The 19276-nt window shown below is 59.8% G+C and carries 14 protein-coding genes and 1 pseudogene; 3 read left to right on the top strand and 12 right to left on the bottom strand.

Annotated elements, in window-relative coordinates; genetic code table 11:
* The first annotated feature begins 96 nt into the window (after nt 1-96).
* On the top strand, nt 97-366 hold the full coding sequence (locus AC13D8_RS03955) for a hypothetical protein (protein WP_482967722.1): 270 nt from the start codon (nt 97-99) through the stop codon (nt 364-366).
* Nucleotides 367-378: 12 nt separating this feature from the next.
* Nucleotides 379-1455, top strand: coding sequence for a TrbL/VirB6 family protein (locus AC13D8_RS03950; protein ID WP_482967721.1), 1077 nt, complete (start codon nt 379-381; stop codon nt 1453-1455).
* A gap of 222 nt (nt 1456-1677) precedes the next feature.
* Here the strand turns inward: AC13D8_RS03950 and AC13D8_RS03945 are convergent, their stop codons facing one another.
* Nucleotides 1678-4155 (bottom strand): hypothetical protein, encoded by a 2478-nt coding sequence (locus AC13D8_RS03945; RefSeq protein WP_482967720.1) that lies wholly within the window; start codon nt 4153-4155, stop codon nt 1678-1680.
* The gene (locus tag AC13D8_RS03940) at nt 4152-5735 is read right to left on the bottom strand and encodes a hypothetical protein (RefSeq protein WP_482967719.1); all 1584 of its coding nucleotides are present in this window, start codon (nt 5733-5735) and stop codon (nt 4152-4154) included. The genes AC13D8_RS03945 and AC13D8_RS03940 overlap by 4 nt, the downstream gene beginning before the upstream one ends.
* Before the next feature lie 1062 nt (nt 5736-6797).
* On the opposite strand from AC13D8_RS03940, the gene AC13D8_RS03935 reads away from it, so the two are divergent.
* On the top strand, nt 6798-7088 hold the full coding sequence (locus AC13D8_RS03935; protein WP_482967718.1) for a hypothetical protein: 291 nt from the start codon (nt 6798-6800) through the stop codon (nt 7086-7088).
* Nucleotides 7089-7210: 122 nt separating this feature from the next.
* Here the strand turns inward: AC13D8_RS03935 and AC13D8_RS03930 are convergent, their stop codons facing one another.
* From AC13D8_RS03930 to AC13D8_RS03885, 10 genes and pseudogenes are all read right to left on the bottom strand, one after another.
* Complete coding sequence (locus tag AC13D8_RS03930) at nt 7211-7795, bottom strand: hypothetical protein (protein ID WP_482967717.1); 585 nt, start codon at nt 7793-7795, stop codon at nt 7211-7213.
* Nucleotides 7796-7868: 73 nt separating this feature from the next.
* A complete protein-coding gene (locus tag AC13D8_RS03925) occupies nt 7869-10337 on the bottom strand; it encodes an AAA family ATPase (RefSeq protein WP_482967716.1) in 2469 nt (822 codons plus the stop codon).
* On the bottom strand, nt 10334-10537 hold the full coding sequence (locus AC13D8_RS03920; protein ID WP_482967715.1) for a hypothetical protein: 204 nt from the start codon (nt 10535-10537) through the stop codon (nt 10334-10336). The genes AC13D8_RS03925 and AC13D8_RS03920 overlap by 4 nt, the downstream gene beginning before the upstream one ends.
* A gap of 209 nt (nt 10538-10746) precedes the next feature.
* Entirely contained in the window at nt 10747-12747 is a 2001-nt protein-coding gene (locus tag AC13D8_RS03915) for a type IV secretory system conjugative DNA transfer family protein (RefSeq protein ID WP_482967714.1), read from the bottom strand.
* An 8-nt stretch (nt 12748-12755) separates the two neighbouring features.
* The gene (locus AC13D8_RS03910) at nt 12756-15089 is read right to left on the bottom strand and encodes a relaxase/mobilization nuclease domain-containing protein (RefSeq protein WP_482967713.1); all 2334 of its coding nucleotides are present in this window, start codon (nt 15087-15089) and stop codon (nt 12756-12758) included.
* A complete protein-coding gene (locus AC13D8_RS03905; RefSeq protein ID WP_482967712.1) occupies nt 15076-15669 on the bottom strand; it encodes a helix-turn-helix domain-containing protein in 594 nt (197 codons plus the stop codon). Before AC13D8_RS03905 ends, AC13D8_RS03910 begins: the two co-directional genes overlap by 14 nt.
* A 553-nt stretch (nt 15670-16222) precedes the next feature.
* Nucleotides 16223-16429 carry a hypothetical protein gene (locus tag AC13D8_RS03900; protein ID WP_007120662.1) on the bottom strand — a complete coding sequence of 69 codons (207 nt, stop codon included), beginning with the start codon at nt 16427-16429 and terminating at the stop codon, nt 16223-16225.
* Nucleotides 16430-16966: 537 nt separating this feature from the next.
* A pseudogene (locus tag AC13D8_RS03895) lies at nt 16967-17062 on the bottom strand (DUF2493 domain-containing protein); the annotation flags it as partial.
* A 7-nt stretch (nt 17063-17069) separates the two neighbouring features.
* On the bottom strand, nt 17070-18119 hold the full coding sequence (locus AC13D8_RS03890; RefSeq protein WP_482967711.1) for a nucleotidyltransferase family protein: 1050 nt from the start codon (nt 18117-18119) through the stop codon (nt 17070-17072).
* 100 nt (nt 18120-18219) lie between these two features.
* The gene (locus tag AC13D8_RS03885; RefSeq protein WP_482967710.1) at nt 18220-19149 is read right to left on the bottom strand and encodes a DUF2493 domain-containing protein; all 930 of its coding nucleotides are present in this window, start codon (nt 19147-19149) and stop codon (nt 18220-18222) included.
* Nucleotides 19150-19276 lie beyond the last annotated feature (127 nt).

Raw genomic sequence — 19276 nt, 5'->3', positions numbered from 1 at the left:
CTTACGGCCACCCCCGCCTTCGCCGAGCGCAATCTTGTGCCGACCCTCGAGCGTAGTTTCACCGTCTGTCCAGACCGGCCCGCCGAACCCGTTTGGATGCAGGAGATCTCCCTGCGCCAAGCCTATCAGCGCGTGTTGGTTCGAGACATCTACCGGGTCCAGAATCTCGAGGGCATCGTCGAGACCGGCAGCTGCGACTGCGAAATCCGGTTCCCGTCCTGGGACGCTGCCGAAGCGGTGTTTCGGGAGAGGTACGCAAGCGACGAACGATGGGAAATGCTGCAAGCCTCGAACCGCTACAACCGCCGCGCCAACGCCGCCCGCCCTGCCGCCCAGGCCATCTGCGACGCCGCAGGCAATTGGTAAGGCAGTCCCGCCATGAGCGTCGTCACCTACTTCGTTGAAACCTCCCAAGCCTATCTCGACACCGCTGCCGAAACCCAGTTTGGCTCTGTTGCGACAACGGTTGGCACGCTCCTGGTTGTGGGAACAACGCTCGTGGTGCTGCTCGTCTGCATCAACATGATCTATCAATACCGGGCCATGGATGGGCACACGGCCTTCTGGCTCGCGGTCAAGATCGGGCTCATCGGGATATTCGCGACCAATTGGATGCAGTTCAACGCGTTCTCGTCTGCCATTCTCTATGGGATCGACAGTATCGCGGGCGCGCTGGTGGCCTCGGTCGGCGGCGGCAGTCCGGGGCCCTCTGGAACTTTCGCCGAAGAATTCGACCGGCTGATCGCGGAACTGGGCGACTATCTGAACGCTGCCGGGTCCGAGCTGAACTGGATGGCCGGTGCCATGCTCGACATCGTCGGTGTGCTTCTGCTCTCGATCCTCGGCGGGTTGGCCGCCTTCATCCTCGTGGCCTCCCGACTGATGATCGCGCTTCTGATCGGGATCGCGCCAGTGATGATCTTCCTGACCCTGTTCGAGGTCACCAAGGATTACTTTGCGCGGTGGCTATCCGCGCTCATATCGTTCGCAATCTACCCTATCGTGATCGCAGGGGTCTTCGCGACCATCACCGGGGTGGCCTCGGCTCTCATCGGCGAGTTGGGTGATCCGGAAGGGGCTTCGAACATTGGTGCCCTCCTCCCCTTCTTCATGATGGTCCTCATGGCCAAGGGGTTCATAATCGCAACACCCTTTATCGTCCGCGCGATCTCCGGAAACATCATGATGCCTGCCCTCTCCGGCGGCCTCGGTGGCGGATACAGCTTCGCTCGCGCCGCCATGGGAAGCCAGCAAGCCTACAACCGCTACCTGATCGGTGGCGCGAGTGGTGCGGAATATGCAGCCCTCAGGGCGCGACAGTCCTTCGGGGTACAGCAGATGCCGGTCAGGCAAGGGATGGGGCAGACGGGTTCAGCAGGCGGCGCAGGGTCCGCAGACTCGGGGTCAAAAATGCTAGCGCAGCTGGCGAGACTGGGACGGCTTGGACGACGGTGACGGCCCAAACCGGACCTTGAACATGATCCATTACGCAGCAGTGCAGCATCGCCAAACAGGTCGTTCGTGGCACGTGCGAGTTCTGACGGTTGTTTTTTAGTTCTTCGCGTAAAAAAATCACGCCGATATCGACTCGTGGGTCAAGTTTGTGGAAGATTACAAGCGCTTGAGCTTCGGCGCCGCCGCGCATGCGCGACCCGCGGTCGACTACCTTTGTCAGCTTCAGGATGTCGATCGGGTTGCCGCTTGATCGAGCGGGAACAGGTTCTCGACAAACGACCGGTGGCCGTTTTCGATGGCCGCCGGTTCAATGCCGAGCTTCCCGGCATAACGTGCGTTCATGCCCTCGATGATTGTCATGACATCATCGCCGAGCAGTTCAGCCTTGGTCGGGAGTGTCATAGTGTAAGCATAGGAAGCGATCGGGCCGAGATGCTTGGTAATCCGGGTCTTCTCGATTTCCCGGATCGAGGCCTGCATGCAGGCTTGGAAGCACCAATAGCAAGTCGCCCAGCACTCGACGATGTCGTCTGGTATCTGGTCATGCTCGTTGCTTAGATAAAGCTGTCGGATGGCCGGAACGTTGCCGCCGAACACGGTGAACAGCAGCCGGCCCATGACAAAGGGCCAGCTGTCCTTGTCGCCTTCGGCGGGCAGGACCTGGATCGAGGAGCGCGATGGTTGTTTGCCCTTCTTTGCCTCCGATCCCTTCCACGACGCAGCCGCGATAATCATCAGCAGTGCACGCAGGCGCAGGATATCGTGATTGTCCAGCTTTCCGGATTCTTGTCGGTCCTTGATGCGTTGACCGAATTTGAGTGCTGCGCTGACAAGCTGGTCTTTGGTGGCTTTCCGTTGTGCCGCCTTACGTTTGCGCGCCGCTTCCCCCCGCTCTTCCTTTTCCGGCGTCTTTTTCTCTTTCCCGAAGTCTGCTCCTGCCGCGATCGCGGCTTCGGCGTTGTCAGTCTCATCGCCGAGATTGAACGCATCGCGCATCAAGTCATCATCACGGGCCTCGTCAATCTCGTCGCGCTGTCCGTTCATGCCGAGGATGCGGTTCAGGAATCCGCGCACCAGCGTGACCTCACTACCCGCGAGGCTGTTATGTGTCAGGCTCGCTTGGGCAGTGCGCGGTCGCCGTCCTGCAATAAATTGTTCGTAGTTCAGCACTTCATATTGTGTCGCTGACTCGTCATCGTTACCGCGGCCTGCCTTCGGGATCGAGATCGGCGCTTTGTCCTTGCCTTCGTCTGGTTCGAGCCGTTCGAGAACATTGAGCACTTCCATCAGCATCAGACCGGCTTCGGTTTCTTCATCGAGACCGCGCAGGGCATTCTCCGTCTTGCGTGAGCGCGTCTCCCTGATGGCAGAGCTTAGGCGGTCGATCAGCGTGACAATGGCGGGTGCCGAGCGATGCCCGTCGCTGAAGACCAGGCGGGCGAAGGACGGCCTGACGTCCGTCCCGGAAATCTGGAATCGCGGACAGCGCTCGCTGTGGAGTGGCGACACCGTGCAGGGGATCACCGATCCGTTCTGGTCGAGCAGCTCGACAGTGCAACCGGCGGGATCGATTGAAGATGCAGGTCGCCAGACCAACACATCGACCCTGACCTCGAATTGGCCGGGGGCTTGCTCTGCCAACTCTTCCAGCGGCAGTTCGTCATCGAGCTCCGGTTCGTCGATGTCTGCGGGTTCGATCGTGTGCTCCTCATCGAGGATACCAGCGAGATCGAGCGCCTGTATGATGGTGTCCGGCGGCAGCTTTCGGTAGAGGCAGGCCTCTTCGTTCTCACCAACATATTTTTCTCGACCGATTGCCGCGAGCGTGCAGTTGGCGCTGCCGAGCAGAACGTGATCGGCAGTTTGGGTTTGTGCGATGATGGTTTTTGCGTGGATGAAGCGTCCTTCCCGAAACCCGTTGCGGCGGTAGAGCTTCATGTTGGGTAGTGCGCTTGCAGCGTCCTTCGGGAACTGGACGACCGCAGGGTCGATCACCACAGAAACCTCTTCCGGTAATAGCCTCTCGTTCAGATAGGACAGTGCCGCAAGGCCCATGTCCCAATACGGACTCACGACAATCAGCCGCGTGACCGGCCCGTCGATCAGATCGGCAAAGCGCTGGCCAAGGCCGGTCTCTTGTCCCGTTGTCAGAAATGCGGCTTCGGTCTGGTCTGCGAGGTTCATCTTCTCGGTCGAGGCGACCGCCTGCCGAAGCCACGGCGCCCTTGCCAGCATCCAGTCTTTTTGGCCGCGCAGTGCTTCCTGATCATGACCGACAAAGCGTGTCAGATACTGCCATGCCGCCGCGACCATGCGCTGTTCTGCGGAATCTTCTTCACCGCAGCTGATCGTGCCGACCAGTTCGAGATTGCCCGCAAGGCCGGACGAAGTGATGTTCGCGGAGCCGACGATGATGCGACCGCCCTTGCGTCCAATTTGCAGGAACAGCTTCGGGTGAAACACATGGCGGGCGGTCGCCCCCATGACCGTGTAGAGCTTGCCCGCATGGTCCGGCAGCGTCGATGCGCCGGTGAGGGCATGTGTCAGCATCCTTGCGTCGGGAATGACGGTGTTGTTGCGGCAGCCCGCACCGCGAAGGCGGGGCAGAACGATATTCTCATAAGCGTCGAAATCGATCCCGAAGGTCGCCAGAATACTGGTGTGATAGCCCTTATCGGCAAAGCGCTCATACAGCTTCATGCGGCACCCGCCGCTTCCGCACCGAGGTCTGTCAGACCCTGACCGCCGACCAGATGGATGTCTTTGAGAAAGGTGATCGCGGGGCCGAGACGCGGGTTCGTGAAGACTGGCCCGTCCTTTTCACGTAGTCTGATGCGTCCCTCGTCCATCTCGATAAGGAAGGTATAGTCCCGCTGGTAGCGGAACTTGCGCAGCGCTACCCACATATGGCGGCGTATGACCCGTTCCTCGATAACGTTCGCGATGATATCGGCAAATGGTGCCTTCAAGTTACGGTCGAGGAAGCGCGTCTCACTCAAGAGCGAGCGGAAGGCATCGGGATTGAAGTGTCCGAGCTCGGCAGCGATATCGCGCTCGCCTTCCTGACTGCGCTTGTGGATGATCGCTAGCAATTTGACTGCCTTCCAGGCAAGCTCGGGCGGGCAGAATTTTTCCTTGCGTCCGGCACCCCGCACGATGTCGCGTGAGATAGACCATTCGGCTTCGGGGTTGTCCGCAGAGCAGGCGTTGGCGGCGGGGGTCAGGTTTTCGAGGAACGTGTCCCAGTCATCAGGCCACGCTTCGGCAGCATCACGGATTTCATCGACGCATAGGGCGATGAGACGCTCCAAGGTAATGCCGACCGGAAAAGTGCCCAACTGATCGAGCGCGAATTTGAGCAATGTCTCCATCGCGATGTGGCTAAGATCGTTGGCATGATAGACCCACCAGCGCTGACGTTGCGCTTCCAAGGCAGACGATGCCAGATCGAGTGCGCGGCCTTCCCGGTCGTAGCCCGCATAGAGAACCCAGCGGATTTCATCAGGCTTGGGTTCGCGGCCCAGAAGTCCGGCGACCTTTAGAATGAGCAGCACACTAAGGCGTCGCGATAGCGCGGACGCATCTTCTATTTCCGGTATCTTAAGCAGGATGTCCTGATAGCGTGCGCGTTCCTCGCTCGCCGAATCGATCTCGGATGGTGCGAGTCTCGCAAATTCGTCGAGTTCGGTTATGCTGACTGACCCGCGCTGGATCACTTCGAAGAAGCGGTTGGCAAGCGGTCCCATCGCTTCATCAAAGACAGCTGCAAGCGGCTCGCCGATTTCTTCGGTCAGTACGGGAATGGGATGTCCGACAGTTGTGAGAATGCCGATCTCGGAAACCTGACTGCCATAGGCAGCGCCATAGGCACCCCACGCTTGCTGGAGATAATGTGTCTCGCTGCCGGGTTCGGCGTCCTGCGCGAATTCGATGGTATCGCCGATAGCGTTGTTCAGTTTCTTTGTGGCCCAGTCGATTCCGGCAACGCCGGCTTCGCCGCCATGCCGATAGGCGACCAAGGCATAGAGCGCTTCGGTGCGGCGGATATAGCGTTTCCAGGTCTCGGGATTGGTATCGCCAATATTCTGGCCGTATGCGCGATTGAGCCATGCATAAAGGCCGTAATAGCGCATGCGCAGCGTCACGTTGCTGATGCCGGGCAGAAACGTCTGGTAGAGATTGACGCTGCTATTCTGCATGCCAAGCGGATCGAGCCCGTTCTTGTTCTGGCACTCTGTCCACTCGGGGAAATTCACCTGCTCGTTTTCTGCACCATCCATAGACCTGTACTCTTAGTAATCGGCTGACGAGAAATCATACTCGGTGAGTTCGACACTAAGTTCAAACAGCTTTTGCGCAACCCGCAAAACCCGAAGGCCCTCTGGAAGGTCTACGTATCAATGCCATTGCCTGGGTTAACCGCAGCTTTCCAGATGTTTTGCGGCATTTCGGTTCCCCATTGAAGTATGCGCGGCTCAGACAAATTCTGCACACCGCGCCTATAAGAACGCAAGGCAAGACTATCTGTTTGTTGGCTATCGTTTCTTCGGCCCATAGCGGCTACTCACAGTGACGCAACGCTGCGATGCGGCGCACGATACCGGACATTGCTCAGCTGCGCAGGAAGACTCATACTGAAAATTGGTGTAGACCGTAAAGCGGTAGTAAAATCGATTGCGGAGTTGTTTTGAATGGCGCGGAAACTCACCGGTTCGAATGGACGATCAATCAACATTCCTGATGGCTGGCGAGGCCTCCAAGGGGCGGACGGCCATATGGTTGCCATTCGCCCAGGCGCAAGAGGTCTCCAAGGAGCTGATGGTAGGATGATAGAGGTTCGGCCCGGCTGGCGTGGACTGCAGGGCTCCGATGGCCGGATGGTAGCTATCCCTCCTAATGGCCGCGGCCTTCAGGGTGCAGATGGCAGAATGGTTGCGATACCTCCGGGCGCGCATGGACTTCAGGGTTCGGATGGGCGGATGGTCGCAATACAAAGCGGACATCGAGGCCTCGAGGGACCAGATGGCCGCATGGTAAGCATCGGCCCGGGGAAACATGGAGTTCCAGACAAAAATGGACGGATGAGGAATAAGCCATGAAACCCCCGGACGAACATCGTAGCCCAAACTCTCGGGGCCCCGGGTTCTGACGGCCCAGCCATCCACCGCCAGTCCACGATGCTGCAGTCGCAGATCGCTTTGCCGCCTTTCGCTGCAAAAAATGATGGCCCCTTAAGCTAGGGGTGAGGGGATGAGCGGCCTTGCCTTCGTTTATGTGAATGACCACATGTACGTTGATCGCCCGAGGACGTCCCGATTCAGACAAAGAAAAAGGCGAGCCAGATGAGCAGCGAACTTCCACTTCCTGAGAAGCTCGGTGGAACCCGAGACCACGATGAGGAGCACCCTTGGGTCGGGCTTGTCGGGCGTGGTAACGGTGGATGGAGTTACGCTACTTGGAGAAAAGGTAGTTTCAGTACAACAGGAAATCCGGGTTTGGCTTATACCTTTTCAACTGAAGCGGCTGCTTTAGCATTTGTGAGTAGCTTTCCTTTCGGCGGAAAGAAATCCGCCAAGCGCTTGACAGTTTTAAGTAACCCAACGTCCCAAGGCGACCGATACTGGCGGCGTTGAAACGGGACACTGCCATCTGATACATCGCGTTCAAAGCGTTCGGCCCAATTCAGACATTTGTCGTGACGACCAGTGCCGCATTGCAGCTTCCTCAAAGCTGACCTTGGTGACTGCTAAATGTTCTATGTCTCAGTCAGTCCTTGCCAACCAAACTCTTCGGCAATTTGAGTTCTGTACGCAGTGGCAATCTGGGTTGGTGCTTTGCGAACATACTCTTCGGCCTTACTGGCAGACTGTCCCGTGAGACCGCTAAGGTGCGATATGACATCCTCGATAGAGGGATGATCATTGTTCTGATCCGTAACCGGTGATTTTGGTGGAAGACCAGTCCAAACGACGCCCGCGAAACCACGTCTTTTCGCCCAAGCGCCGACGAGTTCGGCACCATGGTGATCAGATGCTCCAGAGCCGGACCAGAATGCAGCATTCCTGATGGTTGGGAGGCCCTCACGCATGGCAAGTGTTTGGCGCGCTTCCTCCAACGAAGTAGATGATAGAGTGTTCCAAAGTGTCGGACACACAGTTCCCTGCTCACACACAACAAGTGTCATGCAGCCATTGAGTGATTTTCGCGCGAATTCAAGCGGCATGCTTGGCCCGTCTTCGCGCCATTCATGCAAAATAGGCAAGTCTTCGGGCTTCCAAATCAGCGACCCCCAACCAAGGCAAGCAAACCTCCCCCAATTCTCATTTCCATTCATTTTCATTCCCGGCCCATTGTGGTCTTTTGAGCGAAACGCATTCGATTTGTGGTTTGGCGCAACTGTTTAAAATAAAACACTACTTCATCTTCAAATTTACATTAACGGTCAGGCAACTGCACCGAAGCTGCTCGGATGAGCCTTTTCGCGGCTCAAGGTAGGGATAGCCGCCGCATTTCGGGTTCGAACAACGGATGTGTTCGAGCAATGCCTTGAAAGCGTCAGCTACCTCCCTGAATTCAGAGACGGTGAAGTTTTCCCACTCATTAAAGTGCACAGATTTATTTATGGCCCACTGCTCGGCATTTGTCTTCTTGATAAGCTCTTCTGCCTCCGTGGACCGCTTTTCAAGCTCATCCTCCACGGTATCATGCCCCCAATGCGCGGCAGTTTTTACGCCTTGCTTGAGACGGTCGCGCCATCGGTTGGTCACGGGCGGCCAGAGGTCACCCAGATCGTAGTTAGCATTACCCCGGTACTCGACCTTCGCCCGCAGGTTATCGGCAAGCACCGTTGCGATGTATTCAAGATAGCGGCGTAGAAGTGTCGCCGCACGCGGCACATCATTCTTGGTGAGCGCTGAATTGATCTCTGTCCAGATATCGGTATCGTCCCAGATACGCGGGCCGGTATCGACGTTCCAGCCGCCGAAGAACTGGCCTTTCCTTATGAGACCTTCGGTCCGCATATACTGGAGCCAGACCTTGTCGTGGGTTGTCAGGATGAACTGCGTGTTCGGAAACTTCGTTTTCAGGAGACGGCAAACCTCGCGGCGATGGCCGGTATCAACGGACATCAACACATCATCGAGTACCGCGAACGTGAATTTGTCGCCGAGCGTGTGCTTCATCAGCGCGAGGTAGAGGCAAAGCCCCATGCCGTCCTGATGGCCTTCACTGTGATACGCACCCGGCGGGAAGCTTCCGCGCCCGTAAAAATCCACATTGAAACTGAGCTTGGTAGGCTCTGCCTTGAGTTCGCCGACAAACTTGCCCTCGTCGTCATTGATCGCCTTGTAAAAGCCAGTGAACTCCTTGGCGACGGCATCATAGATGCCCTCTAACACCGCATTCGAAACCGTGTCGTAATGACCGCGGACTTTCTGTGCGATCTTGTTTCTGGCAGCCTTGGCCTTGGCTTGTTTAGTTGCTCTCAGAAGTTGGCCGTAGCGCACCTGCAACTCGGTTAGAAAAGAGATGGCCTTGTCGTGCGCAGAATGGTCAGGAAGAGCCTCTAGCCCTTTTTGTACGTCGTCAACGCGCAAATTTTCTTCGGCTTTTGGTGCCCACCAGTCCGCCTTGACTACTGATAGCGCGTCATCGATTCTGGCGGTATCATCGCTGAAAGCCTTCAACGCGTCGAGAAGTGCCTGAAGTGTCTGAATCGCAGCATCGAGATCAGCGCGGGCAACCTTCGGCTCCAGCTTATCGGCGTAGTCGGCGGCCTTTTTTAGCGCTGCAATCCGCCCTTCGATTTCGGCGCTGATAGCGTCAAGATTGCCGGAGAGGGTTTCCAGGATTTCGCCCATAGCCTTGGCGCTCAAGAGCTTTTCTTTAAGATGTGCCCGAAGCTCTTCGGCATCCCAGGGCTTATCACAAAGCGGGCAGGCATCGGTCTCTACGAGTTCAAGCCCTGCTGATATCAAGCCGTGCTGCCGCGCATGTAGCAGCGCCTTTTCATCTTCTTTGAGCCTTTCGAGCGCCGCCAGAGCGTCTTGCCGAGGCTGCTTCTGGCTTTCCGGTTCTCCGACCGCAATCGCCTCGGTAAGAGCTGTCAGATCAGCAAGTGCAACTTCCTTGGCAATGCCAAGCTTTTTGTCTTTGTCGTCATCATCCTCGTCCAGACCATCCTTGAGATTCGTATCCGGCTTGAGCTCAGATATCTCGGCCAAGCCCAGAATCTTTCGCTGTTCATTGGCCTTCTTGAGTAGTTCCTTACGATCTAGCGTGGGGAGGCCAAGCGCTGTCATTAGATCGTCTTCTGCCCTCTTTCGCGTGCGCTCCGCCTCATCGGCATCGCCTTTGCATTTGTTGGCGTAGGTGACAAAGCTGCTACGCAGTTTGCCGACATGATCAAGGCGCAGAAGGTTTTGAACATCGTCAGAGCGACGGGATGGCGGCGTTACGATGTATTTCGCTATCTCTCTACGGGAGAGTGCAAATTCCGGATGCATCCGCAGTTCTTCCACCACCGCCTTAATTGCCGGATCAGCGGGTGTAATCGAAACAGACCGCGGAGACTTCACGCTTCGCTTGATTGTCACGTCTTTGCCAAGCGCCGGGATTGATGCCGTGATGGTCACCCTGGCCTTATCGGGATTGGCCCGCTGATCAACGTGCGGCGCGTGGCCCTTGACGTTGAGCTCTCCCGCGCCCTGTCCCGAGAGGCGCGTTATGTTTCCGGTCAGGCAAAACTCGATGGCATCAACAACGCCACTCTTTCCGGTGCCGTTGGGTCCGCAAAGTCCGAAACTGTGCCCTTCCAGATCGAGCGAAAGCTCCCTGATACCGCGAAATTCTTCGATCTTGATGGTCTTGATTCGGATCACGACGCAGCCTCGTCACTATCCGCAGAAAACAGCGCGGCATCAATATCCCCAGGCTTCGGAACTTTCCCCTGTCGCAGCAGATCAACAAGCCGTCCGGCGGCGACATCATCGATATCACTATCTCCCTTGAGCGTTTCGAGATACGCATCAAGGACCTTCGTCACGGTTGGCGAGAGAGGTTCATCTTTCGCTTCGGTCACAACAGTCCTTCCACTGAATATGATGCAGCACCAAAGGCGAGAGTATTACAATTTTTGCGGCTAAAACAGATCAGCTTCGGGCTGCATGATCCCTAAATGTGACTCCATGCAGCGAATGGCGGCAATCTAGACCGGACGGCCGACCGGTTCGTGTGCGAAGCGAAGGACTGCTTTCCGACCTGCCCGACCCACATACCATCCCCGCCACCCTATCGAGCAACAAGCTTTTCGCCATCCCCCTCTCGCAACATCGCTTCCATCTCGTCCAAGCCATCGAGAGCGGAGCGCATCTGCACTTCATCAACGACGCTCTCAGCTTCAGCATCCGCAACCTGGCTCCCAAAATCCATCTCCATTTGCCGCTGTTCCTCGGCGATAACGGCTTGAACGACAGGCGCGGTCTTTTTTGGGGCGACGTCGGTTTGCCCTGACGTTTGACTGCCAGCATCTTGGCGTGTGGTCTCCACAACGGCGTCAGACCCAACTGGTCCGTTCGAAGGCGGAGCCATCGGCATGGCGCGCACACTCAGCGGCAGCGTGCCCTGCGACCCACCTCCTCCCGGCTCCGGAAACGGCAACTCCCCCGTCTGCGCATCATGGATCGCCTTGAACAGCCGATCGTCAAAATATTGGATCCGCTTTGCGCGGACCGGCATTTGCGCATCGATCACCATGACGATCTCGTCGAGCGGCAGGCGGCGCGCTTCATCTTCAGGCAACAACGAGCTTTCTTCAGTCCGCGTGGATTGGCTGCGGCCTTCAAAGGGGTTTTTGCCAATGGACTGAGAGCGCGTGATGACCGTCTTCGTGGTCTTGCCGACCGCCTTGCTCAGCTCCTCGACGGTTTTTTCATCAGAGGGCGTCAGGTAGAGCTTCACGCCGGCGTTGCCCTGCAGCGCGCGGCGGGTGTTTTCGCCATAGATTTCATCGAGGGCGGGGATGGTCTGGGTGACCACCGCCAGATGACCGCGATAGGTGCGCAGGGTCTCGATGCTCTCGATCACGATGGGCATTTTGCCCAACCGATTGAACTCGTCGAGCATGATCATCACGGGCCACGGCTCATCCGGTCCTGGGTCCTTCTCCTGCATGGCGGAGAGCAGATCGGAAAAGAACAGACGGATCAGCGGCGCGAGCGGCTTCACCATCAGCGGCTGGACGACGAGATAGACCGAGAAGGGCTTCTTGCGGATCGTGCGGAAATCAAAGTCCGACACCGCCGTCGCCTCGTCGATGGCCGGGTTCTGCCATTGATCGAGCCCGGAGGTCATCAGGAGCGAGACGTAAGAGGTCAGCGTATCGTTGTTGGTCGAGGCCAGCCGCGTGAAGATCAACTTGGCGGCCCTGTTGTCCACCTCATGGCCGCGCGCGAAGTATTCCTTCTGCTTGTTCCCGCCCGAGGCCGCGATGCGGTAGATCTCGCCCAAGGTCGGGCGCTTGCGCTGGAAGGCCAGCAGGCCTGCCGCCACGAAGAGATCGATCCCGCCTTTGAGGAGGCCCTGCACCCGGTCGTTGTCGCTCTGCAGGAAGAGCGTCGCCAGGAGCTGCAATTCCATCTGCTGGCGCGCGGGATCTTTCAGCTCGAAGATGCGCAGGAGCGGATTATAGCGATGCGTGCGCTTGCCCTCCCAATCTGTGGGGGCAAAGCGATAGACCTTGTCGCCTTGGGCTGCACGGTGCCGGGCCGTTGCCTCGAAACACTCGCCCTTCACATCGAGCGTCACGGCGGAGCCTTGCCAGGTTAGCAGGTTCGGAATGACAAAGCCCGTGGTTTTGCCACGGCCCGTGGGGGCCACGATCAGCGCGTGAGGGAAAACCTTGGAGCAGATGTAGTTGGCGCGGGAGCCCGGCGGCCCCAGCTTGCCGAGGATGAACCCGGTCCCGGGCGCCCCGAAAAACCCATTGGCCTTCATCTCGCGCGCGGTCTGCCAATGGGTCTGGCCAAAGCGTGTGAGGGCGGACCCCGAGAGGGCGAGGCTCAGCATCAGGCCGGCGGCGGCGAAGCTGCCGATGATCAGATGGATGAGTTGGGCGTCCTCCGGGCGGCGATCGAGGATCGCCGGATAGTTCTGCGCGATATAGGCAAAGTCGATCTCGGCCCCAAACCCAAGATCCTGGTAGGTCAGCACCGCCGAGGCGATGGTATAGCCCATGGCCCCGGTCACCAGCGTTACCAGAAAGACCCCTGTTGCGATCCGCACTTTTCCCATGGAGGCGCTCAATGGACCTGACCCCGTTCGGTCTCGCCATCCACGTCTGTGGTGCGGTGTTTTTCGTATTCGGTATCGGCAAGATCATCGACCACCTGGCGCAAGGCCTCCGTGTTGGCCGTCGCGGCATCGGATTGCAGGTAGACCTTGGCGACATAGAGCCGGTCGAGGCGGTCCTCGAGAACCTTTTCCAGCGCATCGGCATCGCCGGATGTGAGCCGGGCGAGTTGGCGGTCATCCAGCACCCGCGCGATCTCGCCGCGGAAAGCGTCCCGCTCCGCCTCGGTCTCGAAGGGCGCGGACAACTCCCCCGCCCGTTCATGGTCCAGGACACGCGCAATCTCCTCTGCGAGGCGGTCGGTACGGTCAGACTGCGGCGCGGTTTCATCGCGGGTTGCAAGGATGTCGTCGCGCGTGCCAACCCCAAGCCCCTCGCGCAACTCGTTTTCGCGGCGGATCTGATTGATGGCCTCCGTGTCCCGTATCTCGACGACGGCCGCATAGGTCGCGCCGAGCCCACGGGCAAGGTGGGACGGCATGTCCGGATAGCGCGTGCTGAATTCATCCGTGACAGCATCTGCAACAGGCGTGCGGACGTCGCGTCCCTCCATGACCCGGTCGACCTCGCGGACGATCTCGCTGGCGCGGGCCGCATCGGTGATGGTCTCCCTGTAGGGCTCAGACCGGTCGATCACATCGCCTGGGCGTGCGAGCAGGTCCGGGTGTGCCTCGAGATACGCGCGCTGCTCCGTCTCGATCCGGCGCTCCGTCCGTGAGACAACCTCCCAGTCCCGGTCCTCGATCTGCTGCGCTGTCAGGCCGTCCGCGCGCATCTCCTGACGGATTGTCCCTTCCATCGCCCGGACCGCGTCCCGGTGATAATGGAACCGCTCGCTGACCGGTTCCGCTTCCATGACGCCATCCCGGCGCAGCACGTTCTCCCGTTCCAAGAGCGTGCCAAGCGCGACATGCACATCGTTGAGAATGTCGCGCGCCTGTTCCAGATCAGCGCGGCGTTCGAGGTTCAGATCGCGCGCCTCGGCCACCTTGGAGAGATCATCTGCGATCCATTGATGCTCAAGCGCTGCATTTGAGGCGCCCGTCTCGATCCGGGCCACCACTTCCGATGTGCTGATCCCGGTGCCCCGTAGTGCTACGTCAATGCGCGATCTCAGGTCAGGCGCGGCCAGACGTTCGAGCTGATTGGTGTCGATATTAGCCTCGGAATAGATCCCACCCTCCGAGGGCGCATCTGACAAAGAGCCCGAGCGCAGCCCCAAGGGTTGCATGTGCTGGACCTGCGTCTGGATCTCGATGAGGCGTTTTTCCAGCACGGGACGTTCCGCGTCAGACTTCTCGGCGATCATGCCCTGCACCCGCGCGAGCTTTTCCGCATAGAGGCTTCTCAGATCCTCGAAACTTTGATCCTCGGCCATATACACATCTCCTGTTCGGTCCACCTGCCCGCCATGCGCCAGCACCTCGCCCGCGCGGAAGAGTGCCGCGGCGATGTCTTCCCGGGCCTCCCGGGAGGCCTCCGCGGCAAGCGAATGGTAGACGGTTCTGGTGTTGGCGATCTCCGCCAGCGTCCGGGTCAGGTCGGCCCCCACACGTTCCCGCTCGCGGGGTGCGCGCCCCTCTTCTTTCGCCGCATAAACCTCGCTGGTTCGGGCTGGGTAATGCACAACCCCGCGATCCACCCGGCGCGTGGCCTCCAGCCGCACGCCATACTTTTCAGCCTCTTCGACCATGGCGAGACGGAAGTCGTCATAGTTGAAGCGATGGTTGCGCCCGAGGAAGAAGAACTCGCCTTCTTGCGAGCGGCGGTTCAGAACCAGATGCGCATGCGGGTGATCACGGTCCTCATGCACCGCGATGATGTAGTCGAAATGCCCCGCATCGGTCTGGAAGAACCGCTCGGCCACGTCCGTCGCGATGTCGCGCACATCTTCCCCGCGCGTGCCGATGGGGAAGGACATGAGCATATGGGTCGTCTGGCCCAGCTTGGGCTTGAAGCCCGCATCCCACCGTTTGGCAAAGCGCTCGGTCAGATCCTTGATGTCGCCCCCCTCGAGCTTTGCCTTGCCATCGAGGAACCCGCTCGAGTCGACGATATGGGTGGACTTGGTGGTGAGGTAATCGAGCTGGTTTGCGAGCTGCGATTTGGTATGCGTGCCCCCGCCCCGGATCGCCTTGAAGACCGCTGGCCGATGCCCTGCTGCCGCGCGCATGAGCTGGGTCTGCTTGGCCACGTGCAGCCCCTGCATCGAGCCCCGGATCCGGCTCCAGCCATCCCGGAAGACCTCACCCGTGACAGCATCTACGGCATCATTCAGCCGCATGGGCAAACTCCCTCAGCGCGGCCGTGGCCTGCAGCTGCATCCCATCGCGACGGCGGCGCAAGAGCAGGTCGATCTCGTCAGCAGAATCCAGAATGAACCGCGCCAGCCCGCGCATCTGCGCGAGGCGCAATTCAGTGAACTCGGCACTCGTGCCCCCCACGGCCCCCTGCCCCCGTCGGTTAGCATGCGTCATCTGCTTGGCGATCTGCGCGACCCCATTGCCGACCTCATGCAGAGAGGCGCGGTAGCGCGCCATCTCTGCTGCCATCTGCGCGTCCGGAACGAACACCCCGCCTGCCGCCTGAATGAGCCGCCTGAGCCCCTCGGCCCGGCTCTCGATCCCCGCCTTCGCCAGCACCGCGTCGAGCGCCGCAAGCTCCGCGGTGGTCACCTTCACACTGACCGCGGAGACCGGGATCGCGGCATCTGCCTGTCGCTCGGCATCTGTCTTGAGCGTGTACTGAATCGCCCGCACCGACACGCCAAACCGTTCCGCCAGTACTGAAGTGGAAACGCCTTCCGCAGCTTCGCGAACGATCTCCATGCGCTCCGCATCGATGAGGCGTTTTGAGCGCGACATGCGAAGAAAGACCCCCTATTTCCTGCCACCTTCCACCAAGGCTGCCCCTACCTTACGATACTATACCCATCTGTCAATTATATACTTATGTTGCATTCAGTCTCAGGCAGCCTTGGTGTCCGCTTCACGCCGCGGCCCGCAGGGACGCGGCTCTGCCGCCCTCACCACCGGGGCGACCCACCTGTCCTAGGGGTCCCCTTCTCCAGCACCGCCCGAGGGTCTGGACGAACACGCATGTGTTCGAACGGAACCGTGGGCGGGCGCAAACCCCACCGACAGGGCGGACAGGCAGGGTCAAGGAGGGCCAGATTTGGCTTGCCAAATCTCTGCCGCAAAAACCGGGAGGCCCTGGCCGATAGGTTTTTGTGGATGGCCCCCTTGAGGCTGACTGGCCGGTCTGTCGCGGCCAGACTATTCCGAGCGGCGATCGTCCTTTGAGCGCGCGGTGACCGGCACCAAGGGGAGGTCGCTGTCGGCGATCACCCGCGCCAGTGACGGCATCCCTGGAACAGGGATCGGGCCGCCCGGGGGCGGCCCATCCTCGTCAGAGGATTTAGTCCTGAGGGTCCTTTGCGCTCGGCGGGAACATCACCAGCTCCGAGACCGCGACCGGGAAGTCGAGCTTGAGGCTGAAGAACTCCGAGCCGTCCCCGTTGCGGGTGTTGCGGAACATCGCGCCCACGCGCTGAAAACGGGTGCGCTCCTGGCCATCGGTATCGGTGAACTTGACGGGGACGGTGGCGACGTAGTGGTTGGTCATTTGAGTTACTCCTTGTTGCGATGGGGATCTCACAGCACGGGGGCAAGAGGCCCGGTCGCAAGCGCAAATGCGGAGGGTCCGCGGCTCCGCCGTGGAAGCCGTATTTGTGCTTGCCGAAGCGTGAGCTGAGGGCACGATTGGGCCGACCCCGTGCGATCCACATCTATGAGCAAAAAGGAGAGACCCGAATGACCCTTGCCATCACGCAGCCGCCACCATCCGCGTCCGCGTCCCGCCGAGCCTGGCCGGGATGCTGACGGAGCCCGCCCACGTGGATGCGATGTTCCGAAACACCACCCGAGGGACTCGCAAGGCTTCAGCCTCAAGCGCGACGCCTCGACCCCTCGCGTCTTGCGCTGCTGACGATGTGCGAGGTGCGCACCATCCCCAGCCCGTATCGATGCGGATGGGCCGAACTCTGACGGGCTGGGTAGAGGGATGACGGTGCTGAACGCCGTGAGCTGCCGATCAAGTGTGACCGATCGTACGCACCATGACACATGACGAAAGGGCCGCGCCAAGCGCGACCCCCTCTCTTCAATCTTGCGCAGTCTTCTTCGCCGGGTCCGCTACCCGCATGACCGTCAAGCCTTTCGCTTCCGCCTTCTGCCCGAGGTTCAGCGCGACCCCGTTGCGGCAATCACACTCCCAACCCGTCGAGGATTAGTTTCGTCTCAGGCATCCGCTTCAGCGAGTTGCCGATGTGCTCGCGCCAGCGCGGACCGACCTCCAGAGCAGCGGCATAGGCGCCGGCCAGATCATCAGGGCGGTCCTCGGCCATCGCTTCGATCAGGAAGGCCGCCTGCTCTCGATCCTTGGCCGACTTGAGGCTGCCGGCCCCGTCCCGCCGCCGATCAGCGATGATCAGTTTGTGGATCGCATAGCGCTCTGGACGCGGGACCTGCACGAGTATGCCGGATCGATAGATCGCCGCCGCATGGATCGGCTCGGCAATCAGGAAGTTAAGATAGTTCAATCCTTGGGCGTTCACGCCTAATGCTGGCAAATCACGGATGCTCTCATCTCCGAAGGCCGGCGTGAGAAACTCGACCAACTGGCCGCTGCCGCCTTGCGCCCATCGCCAGGTCCGGCCTTGGTCTAGAGCCGGTAAGGGATCAAACTTGAGCGCCGAAAAGGTCTCGGCCAGACCCGGGTCGACCTGATCCTTCAGGGCCACGCTGAGCTTTTCGAACTGGGCGATGTCGATGTCGCCGGTATTGGCCATGCCCCCTAAGGGCAAACGAACACCAAGCTCGCCCTCATAGAGCCGGAACGCGTTCGTCCCGACAATGGTGCCGCCCAACCGGAAGGTTCCGGCTGCGGCCATGGCCGACAGGATGGAACCCGTTGCCCGGTCGGTCGGTGTCATGCCTTCGGCCCGCAGAAGTCGAACGAGCCGCGACCGCTCTGCCTGCCGCTCCTTGGCAGTCGCGCGCAGCTCTTCGATCCGGTCTATGCGCGCGCGCGTCTCGTCACTGTCTTCGCCGATATAGATGAACCGCATCTCGGTTCCGACACGGCGGGCAGCGTACCAATAGGCTTTGTCGCCGCGCTCTTTGAGCGTTGGTTTGCCCTCGACACCGGACAGGGCGTCGTCCTTCAGGAGCCGCACCAGATCGGTATAGGCGCTCATCGCGATGCTGCTGAGTGGGGTCATGCCAATCATTTCCAAGTTTTGCTTGGCACGCATATACCTATCAAAACATAAAATTGCTAGGCATAAGGTTTTTGTGGCACCGTTACGCCGATGAGAAAAGGAAAAAGGGCCGCCCAAAGGCGACCCTCTCAATTCATGTCTCCGCAGTCTTCTTCGCCGGGTCCGCAACCCGCATGACCGTCAGACCTTTTGCCTCTGCCTTCTGCCCGAGGTTCAGCGCCACACCGTTGCCGCCGAAGAGTACAACCCCCGTCGCCGCGAACTTGTCGTCCAGCATCTCATCGTTGCACTTGAACGGTGCCGCCCGCCCATGCGCGGACCAGCGCGGATCGAAGCGCGCTTGTGCTATCCCGCGTGCCCGGGCCCACCGAGCCGCAATCATCTCCGCCCCATGCTTGCCACCTTTGTGGCAGAGGAAGATCTCCTGGTTGCGGTTCTGCTTGATCCGTTCGCGAACCTTGTCGAGCGTGTTGAAGATCACATCGACATCGGTCCAGTCGGTGGCGCCTGAGACGATCAGGGGCACCCCCTCGACTTTCGACTTCTCGGCGGTTTCGCGGTCGTGCTGTTCGAGGAGCTGCCGTGCCTCGAAGACCGCCCCGGTCTCTTGCGCCCGGACGCTTGCGCGCGACCCGGCTGCCGGGATGAAGGCGTGACCGGTCTCGATCTCGTAGCATTCCGCCGCTGCCTCGCTCATCACCTCGATGGCGCCGACAATCTCGCGCAACTTCAGAAAGCGCGCCTGCGCCTCTTCGAGCGCGGTCTCGGCGATCTCCGATCCGTCGTGGGATTTTGCCAGCGCGCCGATCTTGTCGGCGGTGCGGTCGACCTCCTTGCCAAGCGCCACCTTGCGGCGCTGCAGGATCGTCGCGAGCCCATGGGCCAGCGGTTCGATCTCTGCTTCAAGCCCGGTCCCGCGCAGCTGCCCGAGCAAAGCCTCGAAGCTCTCGCGGATGATGTGGTCGGTCAGGACGTGATCCTCCGGGATCGGGAGCTGAGCGTCCTTTTCCGTCAGCCCGAAAAGCTCGATGGTCTCGTAGGTGTTCGCGTTGTCGTAAGCCATGTCTGGTCTCCAGTGTTCGGTTCCAAGGCCACCACGTGAGTGTGGGGGCATGGCCGAATGCCTGGTTTCCGAATCTGCCCGGGTCAGGGACGGCGCAGCCGCCGGCTTGCCGGGCGCAAAAGTTTTC

Source organism: Roseovarius sp. B-10 (assembly GCF_056859295.1).
This window is presented reverse-complemented; position numbering and strand designations above follow the sequence as displayed.

Excerpts from the sequence above, each read along its gene's own strand:
- AC13D8_RS03955 (WP_482967722.1), top strand. The coding sequence starts at position 97 with ATGCAGGAGATCTCCCTGCGCCAAGCCTATCAGCGCGTGTTGGTTCGA.
- AC13D8_RS03950 (WP_482967721.1), top strand. The coding sequence starts at position 379 with ATGAGCGTCGTCACCTACTTCGTTGAAACCTCCCAAGCCTATCTCGAC.
- AC13D8_RS03945 (WP_482967720.1), bottom strand. The coding sequence starts at position 4,155 with ATGAAGCTGTATGAGCGCTTTGCCGATAAGGGCTATCACACCAGTATT.
- AC13D8_RS03940 (WP_482967719.1), bottom strand. The coding sequence starts at position 5,735 with ATGGATGGTGCAGAAAACGAGCAGGTGAATTTCCCCGAGTGGACAGAG.
- AC13D8_RS03935 (WP_482967718.1), top strand. The coding sequence starts at position 6,798 with ATGAGCAGCGAACTTCCACTTCCTGAGAAGCTCGGTGGAACCCGAGAC.
- AC13D8_RS03930 (WP_482967717.1), bottom strand. The coding sequence starts at position 7,795 with ATGAAAATGAATGGAAATGAGAATTGGGGGAGGTTTGCTTGCCTTGGT.
- AC13D8_RS03915 (WP_482967714.1), bottom strand. The coding sequence starts at position 12,747 with ATGGGAAAAGTGCGGATCGCAACAGGGGTCTTTCTGGTAACGCTGGTG.
- AC13D8_RS03910 (WP_482967713.1), bottom strand. The coding sequence starts at position 15,089 with ATGCGGCTGAATGATGCCGTAGATGCTGTCACGGGTGAGGTCTTCCGG.
- AC13D8_RS03905 (WP_482967712.1), bottom strand. The coding sequence starts at position 15,669 with ATGTCGCGCTCAAAACGCCTCATCGATGCGGAGCGCATGGAGATCGTT.
- AC13D8_RS03900 (WP_007120662.1), bottom strand. The coding sequence starts at position 16,429 with ATGACCAACCACTACGTCGCCACCGTCCCCGTCAAGTTCACCGATACC.
- AC13D8_RS03890 (WP_482967711.1), bottom strand. The coding sequence starts at position 18,119 with ATGCGTGCCAAGCAAAACTTGGAAATGATTGGCATGACCCCACTCAGC.
- AC13D8_RS03885 (WP_482967710.1), bottom strand. The coding sequence starts at position 19,149 with ATGGCTTACGACAACGCGAACACCTACGAGACCATCGAGCTTTTCGGG.